This window comes from Methylorubrum pseudosasae (assembly GCF_029504475.1).
Classification (GTDB): domain Bacteria; phylum Pseudomonadota; class Alphaproteobacteria; order Rhizobiales; family Beijerinckiaceae; genus Methylobacterium; species Methylobacterium extorquens.
This window is the reverse complement of the sequence record NZ_JAQGDU010000002.1, coordinates 20,101-41,695: the sequence shown is the minus strand read 5'-3', so window position 1 is coordinate 41,695 and position 21,595 is coordinate 20,101. Positions and strand designations below refer to the sequence as shown.

At 71.6% G+C, this 21,595-nt stretch carries 23 protein-coding genes; 8 read left to right on the top strand and 15 right to left on the bottom strand.

The window, feature by feature from the left end; genetic code table 11:
- Positions 1-54: 54 nt before the first annotated feature.
- Both M2437_RS01060 and M2437_RS01055 read left to right on the top strand, forming a co-directional pair.
- On the top strand, positions 55-267 hold the full coding sequence (locus M2437_RS01060; protein ID WP_309247845.1) for a DUF938 domain-containing protein: 213 nt from the start codon (positions 55-57) through the stop codon (positions 265-267).
- A gap of 59 nt (positions 268-326) precedes the next feature.
- Positions 327-569, top strand: coding sequence for a hypothetical protein (locus tag M2437_RS01055; protein ID WP_015821983.1), 243 nt, complete (start codon positions 327-329; stop codon positions 567-569).
- 54 nt (positions 570-623) lie between these two features.
- Here the strand turns inward: M2437_RS01055 and M2437_RS01050 are convergent, their stop codons facing one another.
- The 4 genes from M2437_RS01050 to M2437_RS01035 form a co-directional block, all read right to left on the bottom strand.
- A complete protein-coding gene (locus M2437_RS01050; protein ID WP_253389151.1) occupies positions 624-1,295 on the bottom strand; it encodes an HD domain-containing protein in 672 nt (223 codons plus the stop codon).
- 73 nt (positions 1,296-1,368) lie between these two features.
- Positions 1,369-1,545, bottom strand: coding sequence for a hypothetical protein (locus M2437_RS01045; RefSeq protein WP_015950233.1), 177 nt, complete (start codon positions 1,543-1,545; stop codon positions 1,369-1,371).
- Positions 1,542-2,042, bottom strand: coding sequence for a hypothetical protein (locus M2437_RS01040; protein ID WP_253389150.1), 501 nt, complete (start codon positions 2,040-2,042; stop codon positions 1,542-1,544). Before M2437_RS01040 ends, M2437_RS01045 begins: the two co-directional genes overlap by 4 nt.
- 64 nt (positions 2,043-2,106) lie before the next feature.
- On the bottom strand, positions 2,107-2,874 hold the full coding sequence (locus M2437_RS01035; RefSeq protein ID WP_253389149.1) for a hypothetical protein: 768 nt from the start codon (positions 2,872-2,874) through the stop codon (positions 2,107-2,109).
- A 61-nt stretch (positions 2,875-2,935) separates the two neighbouring features.
- Here M2437_RS01035 and M2437_RS01030 point away from each other — a divergent pair, with 61 nt between their 5' ends.
- Complete coding sequence (locus M2437_RS01030) at positions 2,936-3,262, top strand: hypothetical protein (protein WP_147019658.1); 327 nt, start codon at positions 2,936-2,938, stop codon at positions 3,260-3,262.
- Positions 3,263-3,280: 18 nt separating this feature from the next.
- Here M2437_RS01030 and M2437_RS01025 read toward each other — a convergent pair whose 3' ends face one another.
- From M2437_RS01025 to M2437_RS01000, 6 genes are all read right to left on the bottom strand, one after another.
- A complete protein-coding gene (locus M2437_RS01025; protein WP_003602785.1) occupies positions 3,281-3,790 on the bottom strand; it encodes a hypothetical protein in 510 nt (169 codons plus the stop codon).
- Positions 3,787-5,904 carry a M48 family metallopeptidase gene (locus M2437_RS01020; protein WP_253389148.1) on the bottom strand — a complete coding sequence of 706 codons (2,118 nt, stop codon included), beginning with the start codon at positions 5,902-5,904 and terminating at the stop codon, positions 3,787-3,789. The genes M2437_RS01025 and M2437_RS01020 overlap by 4 nt, the downstream gene beginning before the upstream one ends.
- Before the next feature lie 1,028 nt (positions 5,905-6,932).
- Positions 6,933-7,331, bottom strand: a complete 399-nt coding sequence (locus M2437_RS01015; protein ID WP_253389147.1) for a (R)-mandelonitrile lyase — start codon at positions 7,329-7,331, stop codon at positions 6,933-6,935.
- A 33-nt stretch (positions 7,332-7,364) separates the two neighbouring features.
- A complete protein-coding gene (locus M2437_RS01010; RefSeq protein ID WP_253389146.1) occupies positions 7,365-8,111 on the bottom strand; it encodes an SDR family NAD(P)-dependent oxidoreductase in 747 nt (248 codons plus the stop codon).
- 119 nt (positions 8,112-8,230) lie between these two features.
- Complete coding sequence (locus tag M2437_RS01005) at positions 8,231-9,145, bottom strand: LysR family transcriptional regulator (protein ID WP_253389145.1); 915 nt, start codon at positions 9,143-9,145, stop codon at positions 8,231-8,233.
- Between the two features lie 172 nt (positions 9,146-9,317).
- Positions 9,318-10,154: a 3-oxoadipate:acetyl-CoA acetyltransferase gene (locus M2437_RS01000; protein WP_253389144.1), complete on the bottom strand. Its 837-nt coding sequence runs from the start codon at positions 10,152-10,154 to the stop codon at positions 9,318-9,320.
- Between the two features lie 167 nt (positions 10,155-10,321).
- Between M2437_RS01000 and M2437_RS00995 the strand changes: the two genes are divergently transcribed.
- On the top strand, positions 10,322-11,134 hold the full coding sequence (locus tag M2437_RS00995; RefSeq protein ID WP_253389143.1) for a universal stress protein: 813 nt from the start codon (positions 10,322-10,324) through the stop codon (positions 11,132-11,134).
- The gene (locus tag M2437_RS00990; RefSeq protein WP_015822000.1) at positions 11,134-11,460 is read left to right on the top strand and encodes a c-type cytochrome; all 327 of its coding nucleotides are present in this window, start codon (positions 11,134-11,136) and stop codon (positions 11,458-11,460) included. Before M2437_RS00995 ends, M2437_RS00990 begins: the two co-directional genes overlap by 1 nt.
- A 75-nt stretch (positions 11,461-11,535) precedes the next feature.
- Here the strand turns inward: M2437_RS00990 and M2437_RS00985 are convergent, their stop codons facing one another.
- The 3 genes from M2437_RS00985 to M2437_RS00975 form a co-directional block, all read right to left on the bottom strand.
- The gene (locus M2437_RS00985; protein ID WP_253389142.1) at positions 11,536-12,288 is read right to left on the bottom strand and encodes a Crp/Fnr family transcriptional regulator; all 753 of its coding nucleotides are present in this window, start codon (positions 12,286-12,288) and stop codon (positions 11,536-11,538) included.
- 387 nt (positions 12,289-12,675) lie between these two features.
- Positions 12,676-14,301 carry an ATP-binding cassette domain-containing protein gene (locus M2437_RS00980; RefSeq protein WP_253389678.1) on the bottom strand — a complete coding sequence of 542 codons (1,626 nt, stop codon included), beginning with the start codon at positions 14,299-14,301 and terminating at the stop codon, positions 12,676-12,678.
- Positions 14,301-15,944 carry an ATP-binding cassette domain-containing protein gene (locus tag M2437_RS00975; protein WP_253389141.1) on the bottom strand — a complete coding sequence of 548 codons (1,644 nt, stop codon included), beginning with the start codon at positions 15,942-15,944 and terminating at the stop codon, positions 14,301-14,303. Before M2437_RS00975 ends, M2437_RS00980 begins: the two co-directional genes overlap by 1 nt.
- 99 nt (positions 15,945-16,043) lie before the next feature.
- On the opposite strand from M2437_RS00975, the gene M2437_RS00970 reads away from it, so the two are divergent.
- The 3 genes from M2437_RS00970 (at position 16,044) to cydX (ending at position 19,050) form a co-directional block, all read left to right on the top strand.
- Positions 16,044-17,633 carry a cytochrome ubiquinol oxidase subunit I gene (locus tag M2437_RS00970; protein ID WP_253389140.1) on the top strand — a complete coding sequence of 530 codons (1,590 nt, stop codon included), beginning with the start codon at positions 16,044-16,046 and terminating at the stop codon, positions 17,631-17,633.
- Positions 17,634-17,694: 61 nt separating this feature from the next.
- On the top strand, positions 17,695-18,849 hold the full coding sequence (gene cydB / locus M2437_RS00965; RefSeq protein ID WP_253389139.1) for a cytochrome d ubiquinol oxidase subunit II: 1,155 nt from the start codon (positions 17,695-17,697) through the stop codon (positions 18,847-18,849).
- Positions 18,850-18,918: 69 nt separating this feature from the next.
- Positions 18,919-19,050 carry a cytochrome bd-I oxidase subunit CydX gene (gene cydX, locus M2437_RS00960; RefSeq protein WP_003606082.1) on the top strand — a complete coding sequence of 44 codons (132 nt, stop codon included), beginning with the start codon at positions 18,919-18,921 and terminating at the stop codon, positions 19,048-19,050.
- A 36-nt stretch (positions 19,051-19,086) separates the two neighbouring features.
- On the opposite strand, the gene M2437_RS00955 is transcribed toward cydX, so the two are convergent.
- Positions 19,087-19,839, bottom strand: coding sequence for a DeoR/GlpR family DNA-binding transcription regulator (locus M2437_RS00955; protein WP_012252993.1), 753 nt, complete (start codon positions 19,837-19,839; stop codon positions 19,087-19,089).
- 167 nt (positions 19,840-20,006) lie between these two features.
- Positions 20,007-21,590 (bottom strand): amidase, encoded by a 1,584-nt coding sequence (locus M2437_RS00950; protein WP_253389138.1) that lies wholly within the window; start codon positions 21,588-21,590, stop codon positions 20,007-20,009.
- Positions 21,591-21,595 lie beyond the last annotated feature (5 nt).

The following is a 21,595-nucleotide window of genomic DNA, read 5'->3' as shown; positions in this document are numbered from 1 at the left end:
ACGGATCGCCCTGTCAGGCCGCCGACCGGTCCAGTGTTCGCAAGGAGAGGCATCGTGAACGGCGAGCGTGCCGCCGACGCGGCTCTGTTCGCCCCGGCCGCCGCCCGCAACGGGGCGGTCAATCTCGATGTGCTCCGAGATGTCCTGCCGCGCCGCGATCGGGTCCTGGGGGTGGCGAGCGGGCCGGGCGAGCACGCGGTGCGAACGGCAGGCGGTCACGCGCCGATTCGCGCATCCGGGCTGGCTGGCTCCGGCTGCCGAGAGTAGGGCATTCCGACAGGAGCGGCCGGAGCGCGGCTCGCCCCAGCGACAGGAACAGCCACACAATGCCGATCAAGGCCCTGAACGATCGTAAGAAGCTGTCCGGCGACTTCAACGAGGCCAACGACGCCTTCATCGACGCGGTGCTCACGGCACTCCAAGCGGGCGAGATCCCGCTCGATCTGGCCCGGGCCTACCTCGCGCATCCGGTTGCCATGATGCATGCGGATGGCGCGCAAGCGGTGGCCAACTACTTCGAGCGGATTCTGTCGCAGAAGCCCAAGATCAACTGGACACCTGGCGATTGAGCCTCAGGCCTGCGCCGCTGACCGGACCGGGCCGAGGGAGACGATCTGCCCGGATCAGAGTGCGGTGAAGTCAACAAGACGAGCCCGGAGCGTGTCCGCCTCGGCCGCGAGGTTGGTCCGGGCGGCTGTTTCGAAGCGGTCGCGAAAGGGGCGGGTCTGGTAGAGGCCGGGCCGGGCGAGGAAGCGCTCAAGCACACCCGCGCGGCCGAACCGCCATGCCGCTTCGGGAACCGCAGCGTATTCGCGCCGGATCGCCGCCGCATAGGCCTCGTAGACCGGGCGGGGTGCGCCCAGCACCGCGAGATCGAGGTCGAGCATCAGCCGCATGGCCGTGTCGTCGCTCGGCGCGTGCGCGGCGGTCGCGCGGATCATCGCCTCCGCCGCCCGGATCGGGCCGGATTCCGCGGCCGGTCCGGCGTGGGTCAGCAGCAAGGCGGCGCTGCACCACTCGTTGTCGGTGCGGGCGGGGTCGTAGGCCGCATCGTGAAAGAAGATCGCGAGATCGATCGCGTCGTGATCGAGCGCGGCGAAGTCCGGAAGCGCCCGCACCGCGTCGTGCCCTTCGAGCAGGTCCGCGATGTGGCGCCAGCCGTGATAGTAGCGCCCGGCCTCCCCGTACCCGGCATCGAGCGCCCGCCACGCCGCCTCGGCACCGTTCCCCCGCACCGTCCGACCCCAGAGTTCGCCGAAGCGTGCGCGCAAGGGGGCATTCATACGGTCGTTCATGCGCTCGTTCACGGCGGGCCTCAATTCACGCGGTGGGCGGGCCTCTGCCCGCGGAGGGATCGGCCGCGGCGCTTCAGGGCGCGGCGGCCAGGGCGAGGTCGGCCTCCGGCAGCCAACCCGCGACCGGCTTCGCGCCGCGCCGGTAGAGCGCCCGCACCCAGCCGTCCCGCCGCTCCAGAATCGCCACCGGATCGTGGCGCACGAGGTAGGCACCGCGCTCCGGGGCCGGACCCGGTTCGGGCCGGATCACAGGTTCTTTTCCAGCACCTGCACCACCGCCGCCACCCGGTCCTTGAAGTCGGCGACGTTGGAGAAGGGCCGCCAGTTCACGTCGAGGACGCCGCCATCGAATTTCAGACCGTTCGGGTAGTTCGAGGCCGGCGCCGTCTTCTCGTCGAAGCGGATGCGGATCGACTTCAGCTTCGCCTGCAGCGCCTCGCGGCCCATCTTGTCCTTGCCGACCTCCTTCAGCCCGGCCGCGATCGGCTCGAAGATGGTCTTCTCGAAATAGCCTTCGTCGGCATAGTATTTCGCGTCGCCTGGCAGGGTGATCTGGTCCCACGCCACCTCGACCGGCACGGGAAAGCCCGCGGCCTCCTGGATCGCCTTCTCCTGCGCCGGGTAGCGGCTCTCGCGGTAGGCGGCGATCGCCCGGCGTTCGGCGAGCCCGAGCGTCGGCTCGGCCCAGGCCGCGGAGGCGCAGAGCAGGGTCGCGGCGGCGGCGAGCGCGTTGCGGCGTGAGATCATGCGGCGGTTTCTCCTCGAAGGGCGGCCCGCATCGCGGGCACGGGGGTAAAGAGCGGGTGCGCCGTCACGGCGTCGGCAGGCATCGCACCGGGCCGTCGGCCTCGATGGCGAGACTGCCGGTCCAGACGAGCCGCACCGGGAAGGAGACGATGCTCGGGGTATCCTTAGGAGCCTTGCCGGCGCGGTAGGCTTGCGCGCAGGCCTTGGCCGGCACCGGCAGGGCCGCGACCGGTGCCGGGATCTTGTCCTCGCGCACGATCCGCGCCCAGCAGGCCGCGCCCCCTTCCGGGATCGAGCAGGGGGCCTGCACCCCGCGGCGGAAGCCGAGCCGCAGCGTCGCGCCCTTGGCCGCGAAGCTGTCGATGCCGTCGTAGGTGGTCGTGTCGGTGAACAGCCTGCGGCCGGTTCCGGCATCGATCACCGCGAAAGGCATGGTGCCGTTGGTGCTCGCATCCTCGAACACGAGAAACCCGTCCGCCCGCCCGATGAAGCGCTGGCCGCCGGTTTCCAGCGTACGCGCGCTCGGGCCGGGCGCGGCGCGGCAGGCCACGGGCGGGCCGCCGCGGATCGGGATGAGCGCCGCATCCCCGGGCTCGGGCGTGCCGGTGTCGCTCTCGCGGATGACGAGATCGGGATAAAAGGTGCAGGTGATTTCCCGGCCCTCCGCATCCGTGGCGGTCTCGACCTTGGCGGGCGGATCGAACCGCGCCGCGTTCCAGCCCTCGGCCGCGGCCGGGGCGAGGAGCCCGACCGAGAGCGCAACGAAGAAGCCGGTCGAAAGCCCGACAAGGGCGGCGCAGGAGGATAGAGGCTGTGCGCGTCCGGGCGTCATCTCAGTCTCACGTCGAATCCCTGCCGAGCGGGGCCGCAACCATGAAGGGAAGAGTGTGACGATGACCCGATCGTGGACCGCCGCGCTTTTCACCGCACTGATGCTCGCGCATCTGCCCGCCCCGGTGCGGGCCGATCCGGCCCTCTCGCCCGCGGAGAGAAAGAGCCTGCCCGCCGAGGTCGTGACCTATCTGGATCGGCATATGGGCTGCAACCACTGGTCCGGAGAGGAGGCCTATGATGCGGCCCGCGGCCGGCAGATCGCCGCCGCCGTCAAGACGCTGCGCTGCAACGCCATCGAGGCGGACGCGAAGCGGCTGCGGCAGCGCTACGGCCGCGATCCGGCGGTGCGGAAGGCGCTCGATGCGGCCGCGCATGCGGAGGGCTGATCCGGCCGGGACCGCCCGTTACCCGGCCGCACCGGAGGCGGCGCGCCGGTTGCGCACCAGCGAGAGGAGCGCCCCGACGATCGCCGCCGCGAGCGCGGCCATGATCACCGCGAGGGTGATCGTGCGGTTCCACAGCCGGTCGAGGCCGAGATCGGTGGTGATGAGATCCGGGCGCGCCGGATCGGCCATCGGCCCGGCGCCGAAATCGCCGACATGCAGGCCGGCGAACACGTAGTTCACCCGGCGTGTCACGGTGCCGGTGGGTCGGCGCAGGCTCAGGGTGAGGTCGCAGATGTGGATCGCGATCTTGGAGCTGCATTTGCCGTCGCTGATCCGGGCCTCCGCCACCGGCTCGGCCGCCGCGCGGACCTGCCAGTCCGAGACCAGGGCCGGCGCGGTGTAGAGGGCGCAGGCCCCCAGCAGCGCCGCGAGCGCCACGACGCCGAACAGCACCCAGAAGGTGGCCATCCAGCCCTGGCCCTGGGGCGGCAGCCGCAAGGGTTCGGCGCGATCGGGCGATGCGGTCATGGAGCCTCGGCGCGTTGGGGGTTGGAGGAGGATCGCTGCGCGCTGGCCGCGGTCTCGGCGAGGAGGCGCCGGGCCTGCGCGGCCATCTGGTAGCGGCCGATCAGCTCGGCGAAATCCCGCGGCTTCATCCCACGCGGCAGGCCGATCGGAAGCGTGACGACGCGGCGCTTCGCGTCGAGCTTGATCCCGTGCCGGCCGGGGCTGCGCTGCGGCCAGTCCGCCTCGGGCGGCAGCAGCAGACGCGTAAGGATGCCCGTCTGGTTGAACGTCATGTCGAGGTCGGCGATGGCATCCCACGGGATCGTCCGGTCGAGCCCCGGCGCCTTCAGCCCCTCGGGGCTGAGGATCAGCGTCACGGGCTCGCCCCGGCGCAGGATGAGGGCGCCGGCCCCGCCGAGGAGCACGGCGAAGCCGAGCGCGATTGCGAGGACGACACCGTTATCCTTCGGCGAAATCCCCGGCACGCCGAACACCGCAATCGCGAGGGCGATGACGGCAAAGAGGCCGCCGCCCACCGCGAGCGCGATCCCCCGGGAGCGGTAGTTCGCGCGCAGCACCCGTTCCTCGGTGCCGACCTCCGCCGCCGTCGCTTCGAGATGGGCGCGGTACGCCGCATCCTGCGCCCGCAGCGCGGCGAGGAAGTCGTCGGTCGCCGCCCGGCTGAGCCCGGCCGGGTCGGCGAAATAGGCGGCGAGCTGCCCGAGCGCGTGGGGCGGCGGCACGGCGCCGGCCGCGGCCAGGAGGTCCGCGTCGATGGCCCGCCCTAGGGCGGCGACGCGCTCGCGGGTCGGCGGGTGGGTATCGGTCGGGTGGGCCTGCTCCTCCTGCCAATGCGCCGCCGGGTCGTCGAGCCCCTGCGCAATCGCGCGGTCGAGCGCGGCGGCCACGAGGTCGGGCGGTGCGGCGTCGGGTGCGTCGGCGGCGGCCTGGAGCGTCTCGAAGATGCGCGGCCCCACCGCGCCGGTGCGCAGCAGCGCGCGGGCCGAGGCATCGATCGAGGTCACGCTCGCTCCCGCCGCGTCGGCCGCGAATTCCCGCGTCCGGCTCCAGTGGCGCACGGCGAGGTGGAAGCGCTCCATCACGAAGACGCCAAGGCGCAGCGACGGCCCGAGCAGCCCGAGCGAACCCTGATGGCCCTCGGCCACCGCATCGAGGGAGCGCTCGACGCCGGCATAGATCGGCAGGAAGCGCTGGCTGTAGGTGGTGTCGCCGCCGGCATAGTGGGCGAGTTCGTGCCCGATGATCGCCGCGACCTCGTCGCCCCGCATCAGGGCGAGATAGGGCAGCGGCAGGTAGAGGATCCGGCCTGTGACCCGCGCCCCGCCGGGCTCCAGCACCGCCGGCCCGGCGCTGACGAAGAAGCCCTCGGTGAGCCCGACCACCACGGCCTCGGGCTTCAGCGCTCCAAGCCGCGCGGCAAGCCCTTCGAGGAGGCGCCACAGCCCCGGCGCCTGTTCGGGCGTCACCGTCCGGCCGATGATCGGCAGCGGATCGGGCTCGAAGGCACCGAGCGCCCGGCGCAGGCCGAGCACCGTGCTGCCGGCGACGACGACCACGGCCCCAACCGCGACGACGGCGATCGCCAGCAGCTTCAGCGCGCCGCCGTCGAAGCCGCCTTGGAGGAGAGCCGCCGCCTCGAAGGTCACGGCGGCGACGAAGCTCGCCGTCGCCGCCAGGATCTGGAGCGAGAGCGTCGCGGGAAGCAGCCGGCGCATCAGCGAGAAGCCGCGCACCAGGGCATCGCGCGAAGCGCGGCCGAGGCGGCCCAGGACGGCGCCGGCGAGCAGCACGAGCAGGGAGAGCGCGGCGGCCAGCGCGCCGCCCGCGACGACGACCGGCGGCAGCACGCGGCGCCACTCCATGAGCCTGGCGAGGAACCCGGCCTCGTCACGGGCCTCGCGCGCCTTGTCCAGGGCGAGCGGCCCGCCATAGGTCCGGCCTTCGTAGCGGAACTGAAGGCGGGGATCGAAGCGCCCGTCCCGCGGCGCCCGCGCCTCCATCTGCGTCACGAGACCGGCCAGCCGTTGCTGTTCGGCCTCGAACGCGGCGTGATCGTCGGCGCCGCGCTGCACCTCCCACAGGCCGAGCAGCAGGAGAACGAGCGGCAGCAACACGGTGGCCGCGACGAGGCGCGCCAGGGCACGCGGACGCGAGCGCGCGGGCGAAGTCGTTGCTTCGGGGATGCTCGGCCTCCTGAAGCGCGGGCGGGCGACGGCAAGGCCCGCAGGCGCAAGGCTCGCAGGCGGATGAGCCGGACATGCGAGGAATGCCGGCGGACGACAGCGATGACGACTCCGCAGATGTCGTCAGTTCCAGGCTATTAAAGTTGTGCGCAAGACAGGAGAGGCCCGGATCGCTAGGATTTCTACCCTGCTGAGCCCATAGGTCAACCGAATGTTGTCCTGCCAGCGGAGGAGCCTCGACCCGGTGGGATCTCACGCCGGCCGGCGGGCGGATCAGGCTCGAAAGAGGCGCCGTGGCCGCCCGTTACCGGTTGACCGTCAGTCGATCGCCGGGCTAGCCTCGCACCAGCAGAGTATTGCCGTGGCGCAGCTCCGTCGAGGCATGGCCTTTTCCGGGCGCACACCATGATCATAAGCCGGGTAAAGAGCGCCGAGCGGCCCTTAAGTCAGACCTTTCTCTTAGGAAAGGGGCAGAGACGGGCATGTGGCGCCGGGGCAATATCTTCATGCGCGCGATTTCGGCCGTTCCGCAGGAGGCCGCTGCCGCGTACCGTGCTCGCGCATAGCGAGCTGACCGGCCAGAGCCACCGCGTCGTCGATCCCGCCGCGCGGTTCGCCGGAGACGGCTGTTTCGACCTCGACCTGCGCGCCGACCGGGCGACGGCGAGGTCCGCCGCTGCCACATGGTTCCGGCCCGGATCGGCAACCTCTACGATCCGGATTTCCATGCCGCCCTGACGCCGCGGCCCTGCCCGCTGGCGCAGTACTGCGGCCATCTCAGCGTCCGCGAGCGGTTCGGGGCGGGACTGCTGAAGCGGGCGCTTCCGCCCCCTTCAACGCCGCGGCGGGCACGCCCGGCCTCGCGGGAGGTCGGGCGCGGATCGAAACGCACTCTGCGCGACCAGACGAGGAGCCGCTCTCGGCGTCGTCTCGCCGAAAGCGGATCTGAGGGTCGAAGTTCACGGCCCGGCATACTGCCCTTCGGTGACTGGCTCCATCCATGTCACGGCCTTGCCGTCCAGGCGCTCTTGGATCGCGATGTGCGTCATCGCTGTGGTCGCCGTGGCCCCATGCCAGTGCTTCTCGTTCGGCTCGAACCAAACGACGTCGCCGGGCGCGATCTCCTCAATCGGGCCGCCTTCGCGCTGAACCCACCCACGGCCGAACGTAACGATCAACGTCTGGCCGAGCGGGTGCGTGTGCCACGCCGTCCGCGCGCCCGGCTCGAACGTCACGCTCGCCATCGCGACGCGGGCGGGGTCGGGCGCATTATGGAGCGGGTCGATCCGAACCGCGCCGGTGAACCACTCGGATGGCCCCGGGCCTGAGGCCTGGCTTCCGCTGCGCTTGATCTCCATTCGATCTCTCCTCTGTCGTTTCGGAAACGCCGCTCAGAGCGACCAGCCGCCATCGACCGAGATCGACGCGCCGGTCACGAAGGCACCGAGATCCGAACACATCCAGAGGACGGCCTCGGCGATCTCCTCGGGCTTGCCCAGCCGTCCAACCGGCTCAAGGTCGATCGCCTTCTGGATGTCGCCGCCCGTGAAGCGCTCCATCATCGGCGTCTCGATGTTCCCAGGCAAAACGGCGTTCACCCGGATGTTCGCCTTCGCGTAGTCGAGGGCAGCCGATTTGGTCAGGCCGATCAGGGCGTGCTTCGAGGCGGCGTAGCTCGCCCCTCCCGCTACGCCTCTGACGCCCGCGCCGGAGGAGGTGTTGACCACCACGCCACCGCCCTGGCGCAGCATCTGCGCGATCTCGTGCTTCATGCATACGAACGTGCCGCGCAGGTTGATGTCGAGGATCCGGTCCCATTCGTCGAGGGCGATCTCGTGGACGGGGGCAGCCTTGTTCTCGACGCCCGCGTTGTTGAAGGCGCAGTCAAGGCGGCCGAACCGTTCGACGGTCCGGGCGACCGCAGCCTCGACGTCCTCCGGCAACGATACATCGCACCGGATCGCGATCACCTCGCCGCCATTCCCCTCGATCTCGGCGCGCAGGCGTTCCAGACCCTCCTCCGTGCGGTCCGTGATCGCGACCTGTGCCCCCTCCTTTGCGAACGCGATGGCGGCGGCGCGGCCGATGCCGCTGGCCGCGCCCGTGATGAATGCGACCTTCCCGTTGAAACGGCCCATGTCTCGATCTCTCGGCTGATGTTCCTGAGGAGCCTGACGTAGACATCGGGCGAGCCGCCGATCAGGCGTGTGTCCCTCAATGGAACGATGAGCAGAGTTCATCGTCGGACGTGCAGCCGCTACAATCCGAGCGGCTTCACCTCCCGGATTAGGTCGGTGAGAAGCCGCAATCCGGTCGGCAGTTGGCGACGTCCGGGATAGTAGATGTGGAAGCCGGGCCCGATTGGCCCCCAATCCGCCAGCACGACGCGAAGCTCGCCGCGGGCGACCGAGGGTTCGACACAGGGCTGGGGAAGATAGGCGAGCCCGCCTCCTGCCAAGGCAAGAGACAGCCCAAACTGCGTGTTGTCGATCGTCACCGCACCGGGAACGTCCATCGCGATCTGCTCGTCCGCTCTCTCGAACTCCCAGCGGTAGAGACGGTCGTCGCCCAAGCGGATGCGCAGGCATCGGTGAGCCGCGAGGTCGCGCGGATGGTCAGGAATCCCCTGCCGATCGAGATAGGCTGGAGCGCCAACGACCACCCAGCGCAGATCGGCAGACAGGCGCTGTGCCACCATATCCTGAGGGACCGTTCCGCCATATCGGATGCCGGCATCGGCTCCAGCGTCCACGACGTCGAGCAGATCGTTGGACACCCGGACATCGATCTCGACCTGCGGGTGGCGCGCGTGGAAGAGGGGCAGCACGGGGGCGAGCAGCAACGTGCTTGCATGTTCGAGCACGTTGAGGCGGATCCGCCCGGTCGCTGCCGTCGGGTCTCGGTGCTGGTCGAGTACGTCGAGCGCGGAGCCGATCGCCGCGAATGGGGCGTCCAGCGAAGCGAGCAGATCTTCCCCTGCTGCGGTGAGGGTCACACTGCGGCTGGTGCGGTTGATGAGGCGGACGCCGAGGCGCGCCTCCATCGCCTTGAGCGCGTGGCTGAGCGCGGAGGCGCTGACGCCAAGCTCCAGGCCCGCCCGCCGGAAGCTGCGGTGGCGCGCGATGGCGAGGAAGGTCCCGAGGTCGGCCAATTCGGTTCGATTGATCCGCATCGGGGCAATGGAGTGTCTGCCCGCGGGAAAGCAATCCGTTTCGGGGGCATGACCGCTTCCGGCCGGTGGCGGAACGCTCGCTTCGAGGCGGAAGGCCAGGTGCCGCTCCCCACCCTCAGCAGCCCTGAGCCGGGTCGAGCCAAAGGGGTTTCGACTCTCGGGATCGCCGCCGTCAGGCGGGGAGGCCGAGGGCGGAACGGGCCTGCGCCGGAGTCGCGACGCGGCGGCCGTGCCGGGTCACCGCCGCGACCGCGAGGCCGACCAGTTCCGCGTTGCTGGCCGCCAGCCGCTCCCGGGTGATCCGGATGTTGTCCTCCAGCCCGGTGCGGACCGCATCCGCCCCGCGGGCGAGCGCCCAATCCATCACGCGGGCCTGCTCGCGCCCGATCCCGGCGGCGGTCCAGGTCGCCTGCGGCAGCAGGCAGCGCAGTTCCCCGAGCAGGAGGTCGAGCAGGTGCTCCTGCGCCGGCAGCGCGTTCTGCACACCCATGACGAACTGCACGTGCGGGCGCGCATCCATCAGCCCGGCCTCGACGAGGCGCTTGGCCCCGTGCAGGTGCGAGAGATCGAAAATCTCGACCTCCGGCCGCACGCCGTAACGCTGCATCTGGCCGGCGAGGTCGGTCACCAGGGTGGTGTGGTTCTCGTAGACGATGGTCGGGAAGTTGACCGAGCCGGTCGAGAGCGAGGCCATGTCGGGCCGGTGCTGCAGTGAGAGGCCGCGGCTCGCCGGGTCGCGGCCGCGCCCGCCGGTCGAGAACTGGACGATCATGCCGGGGCAGTGCTTGCGCAGGCCCGCCTGCACGGCGGCGAACTTCTCCGGATCGGACGAGGGGGTCTCGTCGTCGTTGCGCACGTGGATATGAGCCAGCGCCGCCCCGGCCTCGAAGGCGGCGTGGGTCGATTCGATCTGCTCGGAGACCGTGATCGGCACGGCCGGGTTGTCGCGTTTGCGCGGCACCGAGCCGGTGATCGCGACCGCGACGACGACGGGGGGCTGGCCGGTCATGCTGGTCTCAAGCCTCGCAGATGGACGCGGCCGGCCGCAGGCCGGCGCGGCGCGGGCCCCCTCGACCCGCCTTGCGCTGGATCAAGGCACCCATACCGGCCGGCGGCAAGGATGCCCCCACGAAGGATGGCCCCACCGAGCGGAGGGGGACGCCCCGGGAGGCGAGCATGGCTTACGCGAACATCCTGGTCTCGGTCGACCTCGACGAGGCCGCCGCCGACCGCATCCGGCTGGCGGCCAGTCTCGCGCGGCGCTTCGAGGCGACGCTCACCGGGGCGGCCGCCTGCAAGGTGCCGGCGCCGGATTACGTGCGCGATATCGGCGAGATCTACGACGCGGATCCGCATTTCGAGGAGAAGGCACGCGCCCTGCTCGCACAGGCGCACGCCCTGTTCGAGCGCTCCACCGAAGCCCCGCTGCGCCGCGACTGGCGTGAGGCCCTGGCGGGCCCGATCTCCCATCTCGTCGAACAGGCGCGGGCAGCCGACCTCCTCGTGGTGGGACGCCGCGGCTCGGACGACATCCCGCTCGGAACCCTCGGCGTGTCGCCCGGCCCCGTCCTGATGGAGGCCGCCCGTCCGGTCCTCGTGGTGCCCCCGCGCGTCGAGCACCTTCGGGGCGCCCGGATCGTCGTGGCCTGGAAGGACGGCTCGGAGGCGCGCCGGGCCGTCTCGGCCGCGCTGCCCTTCATCCGCGAGGCAGATCAGGTCTTCGTCGTCAGCACCGGCGAGGGCGCCCGCAACGAGGGCGCGGAGGATGTCGCCGGCCATCTGGCCCGCCACGGCGCCGCCGTCACGACCCACCTGCTGCGCACCGTCGTGAGCGACGGCGACGAACTCCTGCGCTTTGCCGTCAAACAGCAGGCCGACCTCATCGTGATGGGCGCCTACGGCCATACTCGCCTGCGCGAGTGGCTGTTCGGCGGCGTCACCTACGAGATGCTGCACCGCAGCCCCCTCCCCTGCCTGATGTGTCACTGATGCGTATCGCGACCACCCTCCCGATCCTGGCCGCCCTGCTGATCGCCTGGCCGGCCGCCGCCCGAGCGCTCGATCCCAGCGCCCAGCGCGGCGAGACCATCGCGCGCACGAACTGCGCCCGCTGCCACGCGATCGGCCGCGTCGGCGCAAGCCCCTTGGCGGACGCGCCACCGTTCCGCGAGTTGCACCGCCGCTACCCCGTGACGGATCTGGCCGAGGCGTTGGCCGAGGGCATCACCACGGGCCACCCGACGATGCCGGAATTCCGGCTCGATCCCGACCAGGCACAGGCCCTGATCGCCTACCTTCAGACCCTCGAACGGTGAGGCGCCCCGCCGAAGTCCGGTCGATCCCTTCGGGATCGGGGCGTTCGGCTTCCGCTTCGATCAGGGGTGCCCGTCTCAGCTCGCCGCGATGCGTTCGAGCCGGGCAAGGTCCAGCAGGCGCACGCCGCCAGGCACGATCAGAAGCGCCTTCTCCCGGTCGAGCCGGGTCAGCATCCGGCTCACCGTCTCGATGGTGAGACCGAGATGGTCGGCCATGTCCTGCCGGCCCATCGGCAGCTCGACGGTGATGGAATCGCGCCCGATGCCGGCGTAGCGGGTGCGCAGGCCGAGCAGGAAGCTCGCCACCTTCTCCTCGGCGGTGCGGCGGCCCAGCAGCATCATGTGATCCTGTGCCAGCGTCAGCTCATGGCCGGCCCGCTCGTAGAGGCGTTGCAGCAGGTGCGGCGTCCGCGCGACGAGGCCAGCGAAGGCCCGCTTCTCGAACCGGCAGAGCGTCGTCGGTGACAGCGCCTCGGCGGTGACGGTGAAGCGCTCGGGCAGAGCGAGGCCGAGGAAATCGCCGACCATGGCGAAACCCATCACCTGCCGCCGCCCGTCCGGCAGAAGCCGCGACAGGCGCAAGGCCCCCTCGGTGACGTTGTAGACGGCGCCCGCCCGGTCTTCCTGCTGGAACAGGGCTTGGCGCGGATCGAGATGGACGGGCTGGCTCAGCGCCTCCAAGCCGGCGAGTTCCTCGCTCGTGAGCGCCGCGCAGACGCTGACGAGGCGGACCTTGCACGCGGCGCAGCCCCGCTCCGAGCGGTCGTGCGCGCAAGGCGGCTCGGCTGGGATCGGCTCGACACCGGCGCTGTTGCCAGAGCTTTGCATCGCAAGCCTCCCGTCCCGCACCCCGCCCCAGATGACTCAATAGCCTGCCTCCGCACGACCTGTGAAGTCGAAACCGGGCAGGGCCGAAGCGAGCGGATAATGAAGGACGACCGAGGAGGCGCATTACGGCGGCGCGGGCGGTGTCTTCCCACTGAGTGATTTCTTCCGCGGCCGCATCTTTATTCTGATCTTCTCAGAATTCTTGATCGGAACGGATGCCGTGAAGGGATCCAGGCCGATTCTCGCGATGGCGACAGCTTCGAGAGAGGGGGCGCATGGCTGCCGCGACGGCGCCTGGCCGCACAGACCGGCCGGCACCGAGCCTCGCCGCGGCCCGAATCTCGGCCGAGCGTAATGGGGAGTCTCAGCGTTCGGGCCGGGCTTGCCTCAATCCAGCCCGAGCGAGACCCGGCGCCCGGGCAGTCTGAGATCCGGGCGGTGGCTCGTCAGCACGACGATGCGGTCGTGCCAGTGCGCGAGCAGGCGCCCGAGGATGCGCGCGGCCTGATCGTCGCCGAGATGCTCGGCCGGCTCGTCGAGGAGAATGACGGGGGCCGGGCTCAAGCTGGCGCGGGCGAGGTTGAGGCGCTGCGCTTCGCCCAGCGAAAGGCCGCCCTCGGCGATCCAGGCATCGAGGCCGCCAGCCGCGCGAATGCGGGCGTCGAGTTCGACGGCTTCCAGCGCTGCCCACAACGCCGCGTCGGAGGCGGTGGGCGCGAACAGGTTTTCGCGGACGGTGTCGGACAGGATCGCGGCATCGTGCAGGCTCAGATGCGTCAGCGCCCGCCGCTCCGCCGCCGGCCGCACAGTCCCGCCGAGCCGGATCGTCTCGCCGGGGCGCTCCGCGCTCCAGCCGGCGAGCGCCTTCAGCAGGGTGGTCTTGCCGCAGCCGCTGGCGCCGACGAGGGTCAGCGGCGTGCCGGGCACGATGGCGAGCTCCGGCGCCGGGCCGAGATCGCGCCCGTCCGGCGCCCGCAGGCGCAGGCCGTGCAGGGTCAGGGCACCGAGGGCCGGACCGGGCCGGGGGTCAGGCTCCGCGGCGGCGCCCTCCTCCACGGCGAGGGATTGGCGGGCGAGGCGGGCGCGGACGGAGCCGAGCAGCGCCCGTGGCAGGGACAGGATCGGCTCCGCGAGGGCGAGCCAGGTGAAGGCCAGGAAGGCGGCGGGCAGGAGCCCGGTGCCGCGGGCGCCGGCGCTCCAGGCTGCGAGCAGCACGGCCAGGGCGAGGGCGGGACCGGCCAGCGCCAGCACGGCCTCGAGCCGGGCGAGCGCCCGCTTTCCGCAGGCGGCTTCGCGTTCGGCATCGCGCAGGGGATCGAGGGCGATCCGCAGGGCCGGGCCGCGCCGCCCCTCGGCGTCGAGGGGCACCGCGCCCGCCAAAGCCGCTCCGAGATCGGCCGCGGCGGTGCGCCGTGCGCGGCGGACCCACGCCTCGATGGCCGCGAGCCGCGTCAGCGCGTGGCGGGCCACGAGGCCGCCCGCCAGCGCGAGCGCCGCGACGGGGAGGAGCGCGAGCGGGGCCACGAGGGCGGTGGCGAGCACGAGACCGGCAAGCGCCGCGCTCGTCATGGCGAGGGGAAAGCCGACGCGCAGCCGGGCGTAGTCGATGTCGGCCACGTCGTCGATGAAGTCGGCGAGCCGCTCCGGGCGTCCGAGCTGCCAGCCGGCGCCGCGGCTCTCCGGCGCCCGCGCCAGGGCCGCGAACAGGCCGGCGCGGCGGCGGATCTGATCGGTCAGCGCCGCGCGGTGGCCGGCCATGCGCTCGCCGTAGCGCGCGCCCGTGCGCAGCAGCGCGAACAGCCGCACCAGGGCGGCGGGATGGTGGAAGTTGAAGGCGAAGGCCGCCGGCCCGGCGCCGGCCAGGGCCACCGCCGCCAGGAAGCTCACGGCGGTGCCGGCGAGCGCGAGGTTTGCCGCGAGCGCCAGGGCCGCGAGGGCGAGGGCGAGGGTCCAAGCTCGGGACGTTTCGGCGCGGCCGGGACCGGGGGGCGTCGTATCGGAGCGGGTGCGCATCACGCGGCCTGCCTCTCGGAAAGGGTGGCACCGAGGACAATGCGCCGGTCGGCGAGCGCCGCCAGCGCGGGATCGTGGGTCGCCACGATGACGAGGCGGGTGCGGGCGGCGCAGGCCAGGGCTTGGCGCACCCGCGCGGCGTTGGCGGGATCGAGCTTGGCGGTTGGCTCGTCACAGAAGCCGGTGCCCGGCCGCAGCAGCAGCCGCGCGACGGCGACCCGGACCCGCTGGCCGCCGGAGAGGTTTTCGGCGCCCGCCAGAACCGCGGCGTCGAGGCCGCCCGGCCAGTGCGGATCGTCGCTCAGGCCGAGCGACGCGGCAGCCGCCGCCACGGCCTCGGGCGTCGCGGTCGTGCCATCCGCGATCGCGGCGGCGAGCGTGCCCGCCGGGATCGGCGTGTCGAGGGAGACCCAGGTCGCAGGAAGGCCCGGCGCGGGCAGGCGAAAGGCCCCGGCAAGCGGCGCCTCGACGCCGGCCAGAACCCGCAGCAGGGTCGATTTGCCGGCCCCGCTCGGCCCGGTCAGGGCGACGAGCCCCGTCTCCGGCAGATCGAAATCGGCGACGGACCCGGCATGGGGCAGGACGAGGCCGCGGGCGCCCGGCGCCGCCGAAACCACGCCGCGTTCGGGCCTCGTCTCGGCCTCTTCGGAAAACACCCAGGCGAGCGCCTCGGCGGCGGCCTCGCCCTCGGCCTTGGCATGGTAGAGTTCGGCGTAGCGGCGGAACGGCAGGAAATATTCGGGGGCGAGCAGCAGGATCAGCAGGCTCTGCCACAGTGCCAGATGGGCGAAACCCGGAATCTCGGCGAGGCCGAGATGGCCGAGCCCGAGGAACACCGCCAGGATGGCGATGGCGAGCGAGGCGAAGAAGTCGAGCACGCCCGCGTTCAGAAAGGCCACCGCCAGCACGCCCATGGTGCCGTCGGCATAGGCCTGGAGCCGCCGGTCGAGCTTGGCCGTCTCGCGCGGCAGGCCGTGGGCGGCGAGGATCGTCGGCAGCGTCCGCACCCGGTCGGCGAACTGGGTGGCGAGGCGCCCGAGCGCCGCCTCCTGCGCCGTGGCCCGGTCGCGGATCAGGCCGCCGACGAGGGCGAAGAACACGATCATCACCGGTGTAGCGAGGAGCAGCGCCAAAGCCGCCTGCCACGAAACGACGGCGACCGCCCCCGCCGTCAGCACCGGCCCGACTCCCATCATCCGCCGTGCCGCGGCGTGGCCGACGACGAGGCGGGCGAGCGCGCCGGGATGCCGCTGCAATCCGGCGATTACCGCTCCGCGCGGCAGGTCGGCGGCGGCGCGGGCCGGCATCACGGCGAGCCGCGCCTCGGCGGCATCGATCAGCGCGACGGCGACCTCCGCCTCCAGGGCGGCGCCGCGCGTCTCGATCAGGCTCCCGAGCCCGGCGCCTGCGAGCAGGCAGGCCCCGGCAAGGCCGAGCGCGAGCCCGTCGAGCCCGCCCGTCTCGATAAGCGCGCCCGCGAGCCGCGCCAGCGCCACGGCCAGCCCGAGCGTCGCGACGCAGCGCAGGACCTGGAGTCCGTGGAGGCGCGACAGGCCGGCCCGCGCCGCCCCGCGGGCGAGGATGAGCGCCGCGGGCTCGAGGGCGGCGCGGCCGGATCGGGCGCGGGGGGATGGTCGGGTCATGCCGCCTTGTGCGGCGGGGGCGGCGAAAGCGGCTTTGATCTGCGTCAAGGATCGCCAAGCGCGGCGGCGCGAGAGGCGATGTCGGACAAGGAGCCTCCCATGACCGATCCGCTGCTCGTCGATCTGTCGCGCCTGCAATTCGCGCTGACGGCGATGTACCACTTTCTGTTCGTGCCGCTGACGCTCGGACTTTCGATCCTCGTCGCCATGATGGAGACGGTCTACGTCATGACCCGCCGCAAGATCTGGCGCGACATGACCAAGTTCTGGGGTCTCTTGTTCGGGATCAACTTCGCGCTGGGCGTCGCCACCGGCCTGACCATGGAGTTCCAGTTCGGGATGAACTGGGCCTACTACTCGCACTATGTCGGCGACGTGTTCGGGGGCCCGCTCGCCATCGAGGGCCTGATGGCCTTCTTCCTCGAGGCGACCTTCGTCGGGCTGTTCTTCTTCGGCTGGGACAAGCTTTCGGCGCTCGCCCACTGCGTCGTCACGTGGCTGATGGCGCTCGGCACCAACTTTTCCGCGCTCTGGATCCTGATCGCCAACGGCTGGATGCAGAACCCGGTCGGCTCCCTGTTCAACCCCGACACGATGCGCATGGAGGTGACCGATTTTGCCGCCGTGATCTTCAATCCGGTGGCGCAGGCGAAGTTCGTCCACACGGTCTCGGCCGGCTATGTCTGCGGCGCGGTGTTCGTGCTCGGCGTCTCGGCCTTCTACATCCTGCGCGGGCGGCATCTCGAACTGGCCAAGCGCTCGTTTGCCATCGCGGCGGCCTTCGGCCTCGCCTCGGCGCTCAGCGTCGTCGTGCTCGGCGACGAGAGCGGCTACGCCGTCACCGACCACCAGAAGATGAAGCTCGCCGCCATGGAGGCGATGTGGCACACGGAGCCCGCTCCTGCCGCCTTCACGGCGATCGGCGTCCCGGATCTGGCGAACCGCACCACCCGCTACGCGCTCCACATCCCCTATGCGATGGGCCTGATCGGCACCCGCTCGCTGACGACCGAGATCCCCGGCATCACCGAACTGGTCGGGCACGCCAAGGACCGCATCCGCAACGGGCTCGTCGCCTATTCCGCGCTGGAGCGGATCAAGGCCAACCGCACGGATGAGGCGGCCCGCGCCGAGTTCGCCCGGACGCAACAGGATCTCGGCTACGCGCAGCTCCTCAAGCCACTGATCGGCGATCCGCTGAAGGCGACAGACGCGGATATCGACCGGGCGGCGTGGTCCACCGTGCCGCACGTGCCCTCGCTGTTCTTCACCTTCCGGGCAATGGCGGCCTGCGGCTTCCTGCTGATCGCCCTGTTCGGGGCGGCGCTCTGGTACACCGCCCGCGAGGCCGAGGCGCCGCGCTGGCTGTTCCGGGCCGCGCTCTTCGCCCTGCCGCTGCCCTGGATCGCGATCGAGTTCGGCTGGTTCGTCGCCGAGTTCGGCCGCCAGCCCTGGATCATCGAGGGCGTGCTGCCGACCGCGCTCGCCACCTCCGAACTCGGCATCCCCTCGCTCCTCATCACCATCGCCGGCTTCACCCTCGTCTACGGCGTGCTCGCGGTGATCGAGGTGCAGCTGATGCTGCGCGCCATCGCCAAGGGGCCCGAGACCCTGGCCGAGGACCCGACCGCCCTCTTCCCCGGCGCCGGCGCGAACCGGAACGCCGCCGGCCTCGTCGCCGCCGAATAGCCCCTCCCCCCTTCGCCGGCCGACCCCGTCGTCGCGCCGGTTCCCCGAGGAGTTCCCCTCCATGCTCGCCCTTCTCTCGGACTACGAAAGCTTACGCCTGATCTGGTGGGTGCTGCTCGGCGTGCTGCTGATCGGCTTTGCCGTCACCGACGGCTTCGATCTCGGCGTCGGCGCCCTGCTGCCCTTCGTCGGCCGCACCGATGTCGAGCGCCGGGTGGCGATCCACACCGTCTCCGCCACATGGGAAGGAAACCAGGTCTGGCTGGTGCTCGGCGGCGGCGCGATCTTCGCCGCGTGGCCCGCGCTCTACGCGCTGAGCTTCTCCGGCTTCTACCTCGCGATGTTCCTCGTGCTGTTCGCCCTGATCCTGCGGCCGGTGGCGTTCAAGTACCGCTCCAAGCGGGCGAGCGCGGCTTGGCGCTCCCGCTGGGATTGGGCTTTGTTCGTCGGCGGCGCGGTGCCGGCGCTGATCTTCGGCGTCGCCGTCGGCAACGTGCTCCAGGGCGTGCCCTTCCACTTCACGGGCGACCTTCGCCCGATCTACGGGGGAAGTCTCCTCGGCCTGCTCAACCCGCTGGCGCTGCTCTGCGGCCTCGTCTCGCTGGCGATGCTGGTGGCGCACGGCGCCGCGTGGCTCGCCTTCAAGGCCGAGGGGCCGGTCGCCGAGCGCGCCCGCGCCATCGGGCTCAAGGCCGCGCTCGCCACCGCCGCCCTGTTCGCCCTCGGCGGCCTCCTGATCTGGGCCGGCGCCTTCGGCGGCTACCGGGTGGTGAGCCCGCTCCCCGGCGACGGCCCGTCCAACCCGCTGACCAAGGCGGTCGTGGCGGATGCGGGCGCGTGGCTCGCCAACTTTTGGGCCCATCCCGCGCTCGCCGTGGTGCCGCTCCTCGGCATCGCCGGCCCGCTGCTGGCGGCTTTGGGCTTCCGCGCTCGGCATGTGGGGCTGACCTTCCTGGCCTCCAGCCTCGGCATCGCCTGCATCATCGCCACCGTCGGCCTGTCGATGTTCCCGGTCATCCTGCCCTCGAACACGCATCCGGGCCACGCGCTGACCGTGTTCGACGCCTCCTCCAGCCGGGCGACCCTGCGCAACATGCTGATCGCGACGGTGATCTTCCTGCCGATCATCCTCGCCTACACCGCCTGGGTCTACCGGGTGCTGTGGGGCAAGGTCTCGGATCGCGACATCACCGCCCCCGGCTCGGCCGCCTACTGACGCTCCCGGCCCCGGCGCCGCCGGGGCCGGCTTTCCTGGCCCCCTGCCCTCGCATCAGGACGCACGACGATGTGGTACTTCGCCTGGATCCTCGGCCTCGGACTGGCCGCCGCGGTCGGCGTGCTCAACGCCCTCTGGTACGAACTGCGCGCCGTGCGCGAGACGCCGCCCGAGGTCACGCCGCCGCTGCCGACGCCGTGAACCCATGATCGAGGCGCCGTCTCCAAGCCACCGGCCTCACCCGCAGATCAGGTCGACGTCGTGCCGGCTGAAGCGCTCGGCGAAGGGCTCGGGCGGCGGCCGGTCGGTCACCACGGTGAGCGGCGCGGCCAGATCGAAGGTCTGGAGGTTGGCCTGGCGCCCGAACTTGCGGGAATCGGCGAGCAGCACCGCCCGCCGGGTCTGGCCCCGCAGCGCTTGGCGCAGGACGGATTCGTGATCCTCGTAGTCCATCCAACCCTGCGCGAGGTCGCAGGCGGCGATGCCCATGATCGCGAGGTCGAAGAAGTGGCGCCGGGCGTAGTCCACGGTGTCGTAGCCAACGAGCGCGTTGTCGTTCGGGCGCAGCCGGCCCGGCGTCAGGTTCACCCGCGCCGGGCTGTCGGCCAGCAGCAGCGCGAGGTCGATGGAGTTCGTCGTCACCGTGAGCTTGCGGGTGGTGAGCCGCCGGGCCAGGGCCAGCGTGGTGGTGCCGGTGTCGATGAAGATCGACATCCCGTCCTCCACCAGCCCCTCGGCCAGTGCGGCGACGCGGCCCTTCTCGCGGCTGTTGAGCCCGCTGCGCTCGGTGAGCGGGCGCTCCTGATCGAGGCGCGGCCGCACGGCGCCGCCGTGGATGCGCCGCAGCAGCCCGCGCTCCTCCAGCATCTTCAGGTCGCGCCGGATCGTCTCGTCGGAGACCGCGAGGGTGGCGGCGATGCTGGTGACGCCGACGCGCCCCGTCTGCGCGAGCTGCGAGAGAATTTCCTCGTGGCGATGATCGGTCAGCATCCCGGCCCTGTCCCCCTTTGAGATCAGGATAGCGCCGCGGACACAGAACGGTCGCGCACAATTTCCACGACGTGCACAGGGCACGATAACCACAGGGTGCAAGCGCAGTCAGCAGGCCTGCCCGGCCCCGTGGGAGCTGGGCAGGCTTGTGTCCCGATTGCGAAGAATCAGGCGTCGAGGGCCGGGGCGCGGCGGTGATGCGTCGCCTGCTCGTAGGCGTAGGCGTAGGCGAGCAGGTCGCCCTCGCTCCACATCCGGCCGACGAAGATCAGGTTGAACGGCGAGCCGGAGGCGTAGGCGCCCGCCGGCAGCGTCACCCCCGGCAGGCCGGCGATGTTGATCTCGCAGACCGTGGCTTCGAGCAGCGTGCCCGGGCCGTGCAGCGGCGGCAGCTCGGCCCGCATCTGCGGGAAGACCAGGGCGTCGAGCCCGTGCTCCGCCATCACCCGGTCGAACAGGGCGAGATAGGCCTCGCGGGCGGCGAGGAAGTCGGAGAGATCGGGCGGACTCGCCGGGTCGGCGAGGCAGGGAGCGAGCCCGGGCAGGTTGGTGATCGGGTGCAGCACGCCGCCGGGCGCAAAGGCGTCCTCGGCCTTGGTCGCCTCGGCAAAGGCGGCAAAGCTGCGGATCGCCACGTCCGGCCCCATCCGCTCCAGATAGAGCTGGAGGTCGTAGGGCGCGGATTCGAAGCCGCGGGCGTCGAAGTAGACGAGGCCCGGCGTCGGCTCGGCGATGGCGGCAAAGCCCGTGCCGGCGAAGGGATCGGCCACCAGGGTGGCGCCGGCCGCCTCGAGTTCCTTCTGCGTACGTGCGTAGAGGGCGCTCGCTTCCTCCGAGAGCGGCAGGTCGCGCCAGCCGGGCCCGTAGAGACCGAGGCGCTTGCCCGCCAGCGCGCCCGCATCGAGCCCCGCCGCGTAGCCCGCTTCTGGGCGCTTGCCGATGCCGGCTACGGTTTTGGGATCGGCCGAGGAATAGCCGGCGAGCGCGTCGAGGGTGAGCGCGGCATCGCGCACGCAGCGGGCGATCGGCCCGACCACGTCGCGGGTGCTGCCGGCCAGCGGCATCACGCCGGCATTCGGCACGAGACCGAAGCTCGGCTTGATGCCGACCAAGCCCTGCGCCGAGGCCGGGTTCTGGATCGAGCCGCCGGTCTCCTCGGCGAGCCCGAGGACGGCGAGGCTGGCGGCCACCGCCGTGGCGGTGCCGGCGCTGGAGCCGCCGGGGATGCGGTCGGGTGCCGCCGGGTTGAGGGTGGGGCCGGCCCAGGAATCGTTGGCGTGGCTGCCGGTATGGCTGAGCACCGGCACGTTGGTCTTGCCGAGGATGACGCAGCCGGCCTCGCGCATCCGTGCCGTCACCGGCGCGTCGGTGGCCGGGATCAGGTCGACGCCGCCGGCCTCGGCGCTGAGGAAGTGCCAGCCGCCGGTGCTCGGCAGGCCGGCCATGTCCATCGTGTCCTTGATGACGACGGGCACCCCGGCGAGCGGCCCCAGCTCTTCGCCGGCCGCGCGGCGGGCATCGATGGCGCGGGCGTCATCGAGTGCCTGCGGATTCATCACGATGAGCGCCTTGTAGCGCGGGTTGTAGGTCTCGATCCGCGCCAGGAAGGCTTCGGCCAGCGCCTCCGCGGTGACGCTGCCCTCGGCAAAGGCACGCTGGCAATCCTCGACCGTCATCTCGATCAGTCGCTCCGCCAGCGCATCCTCGGTCATCTCGGGGGCGACGGCGACGGAAAGGGCCATTGCGTTCATCTCGA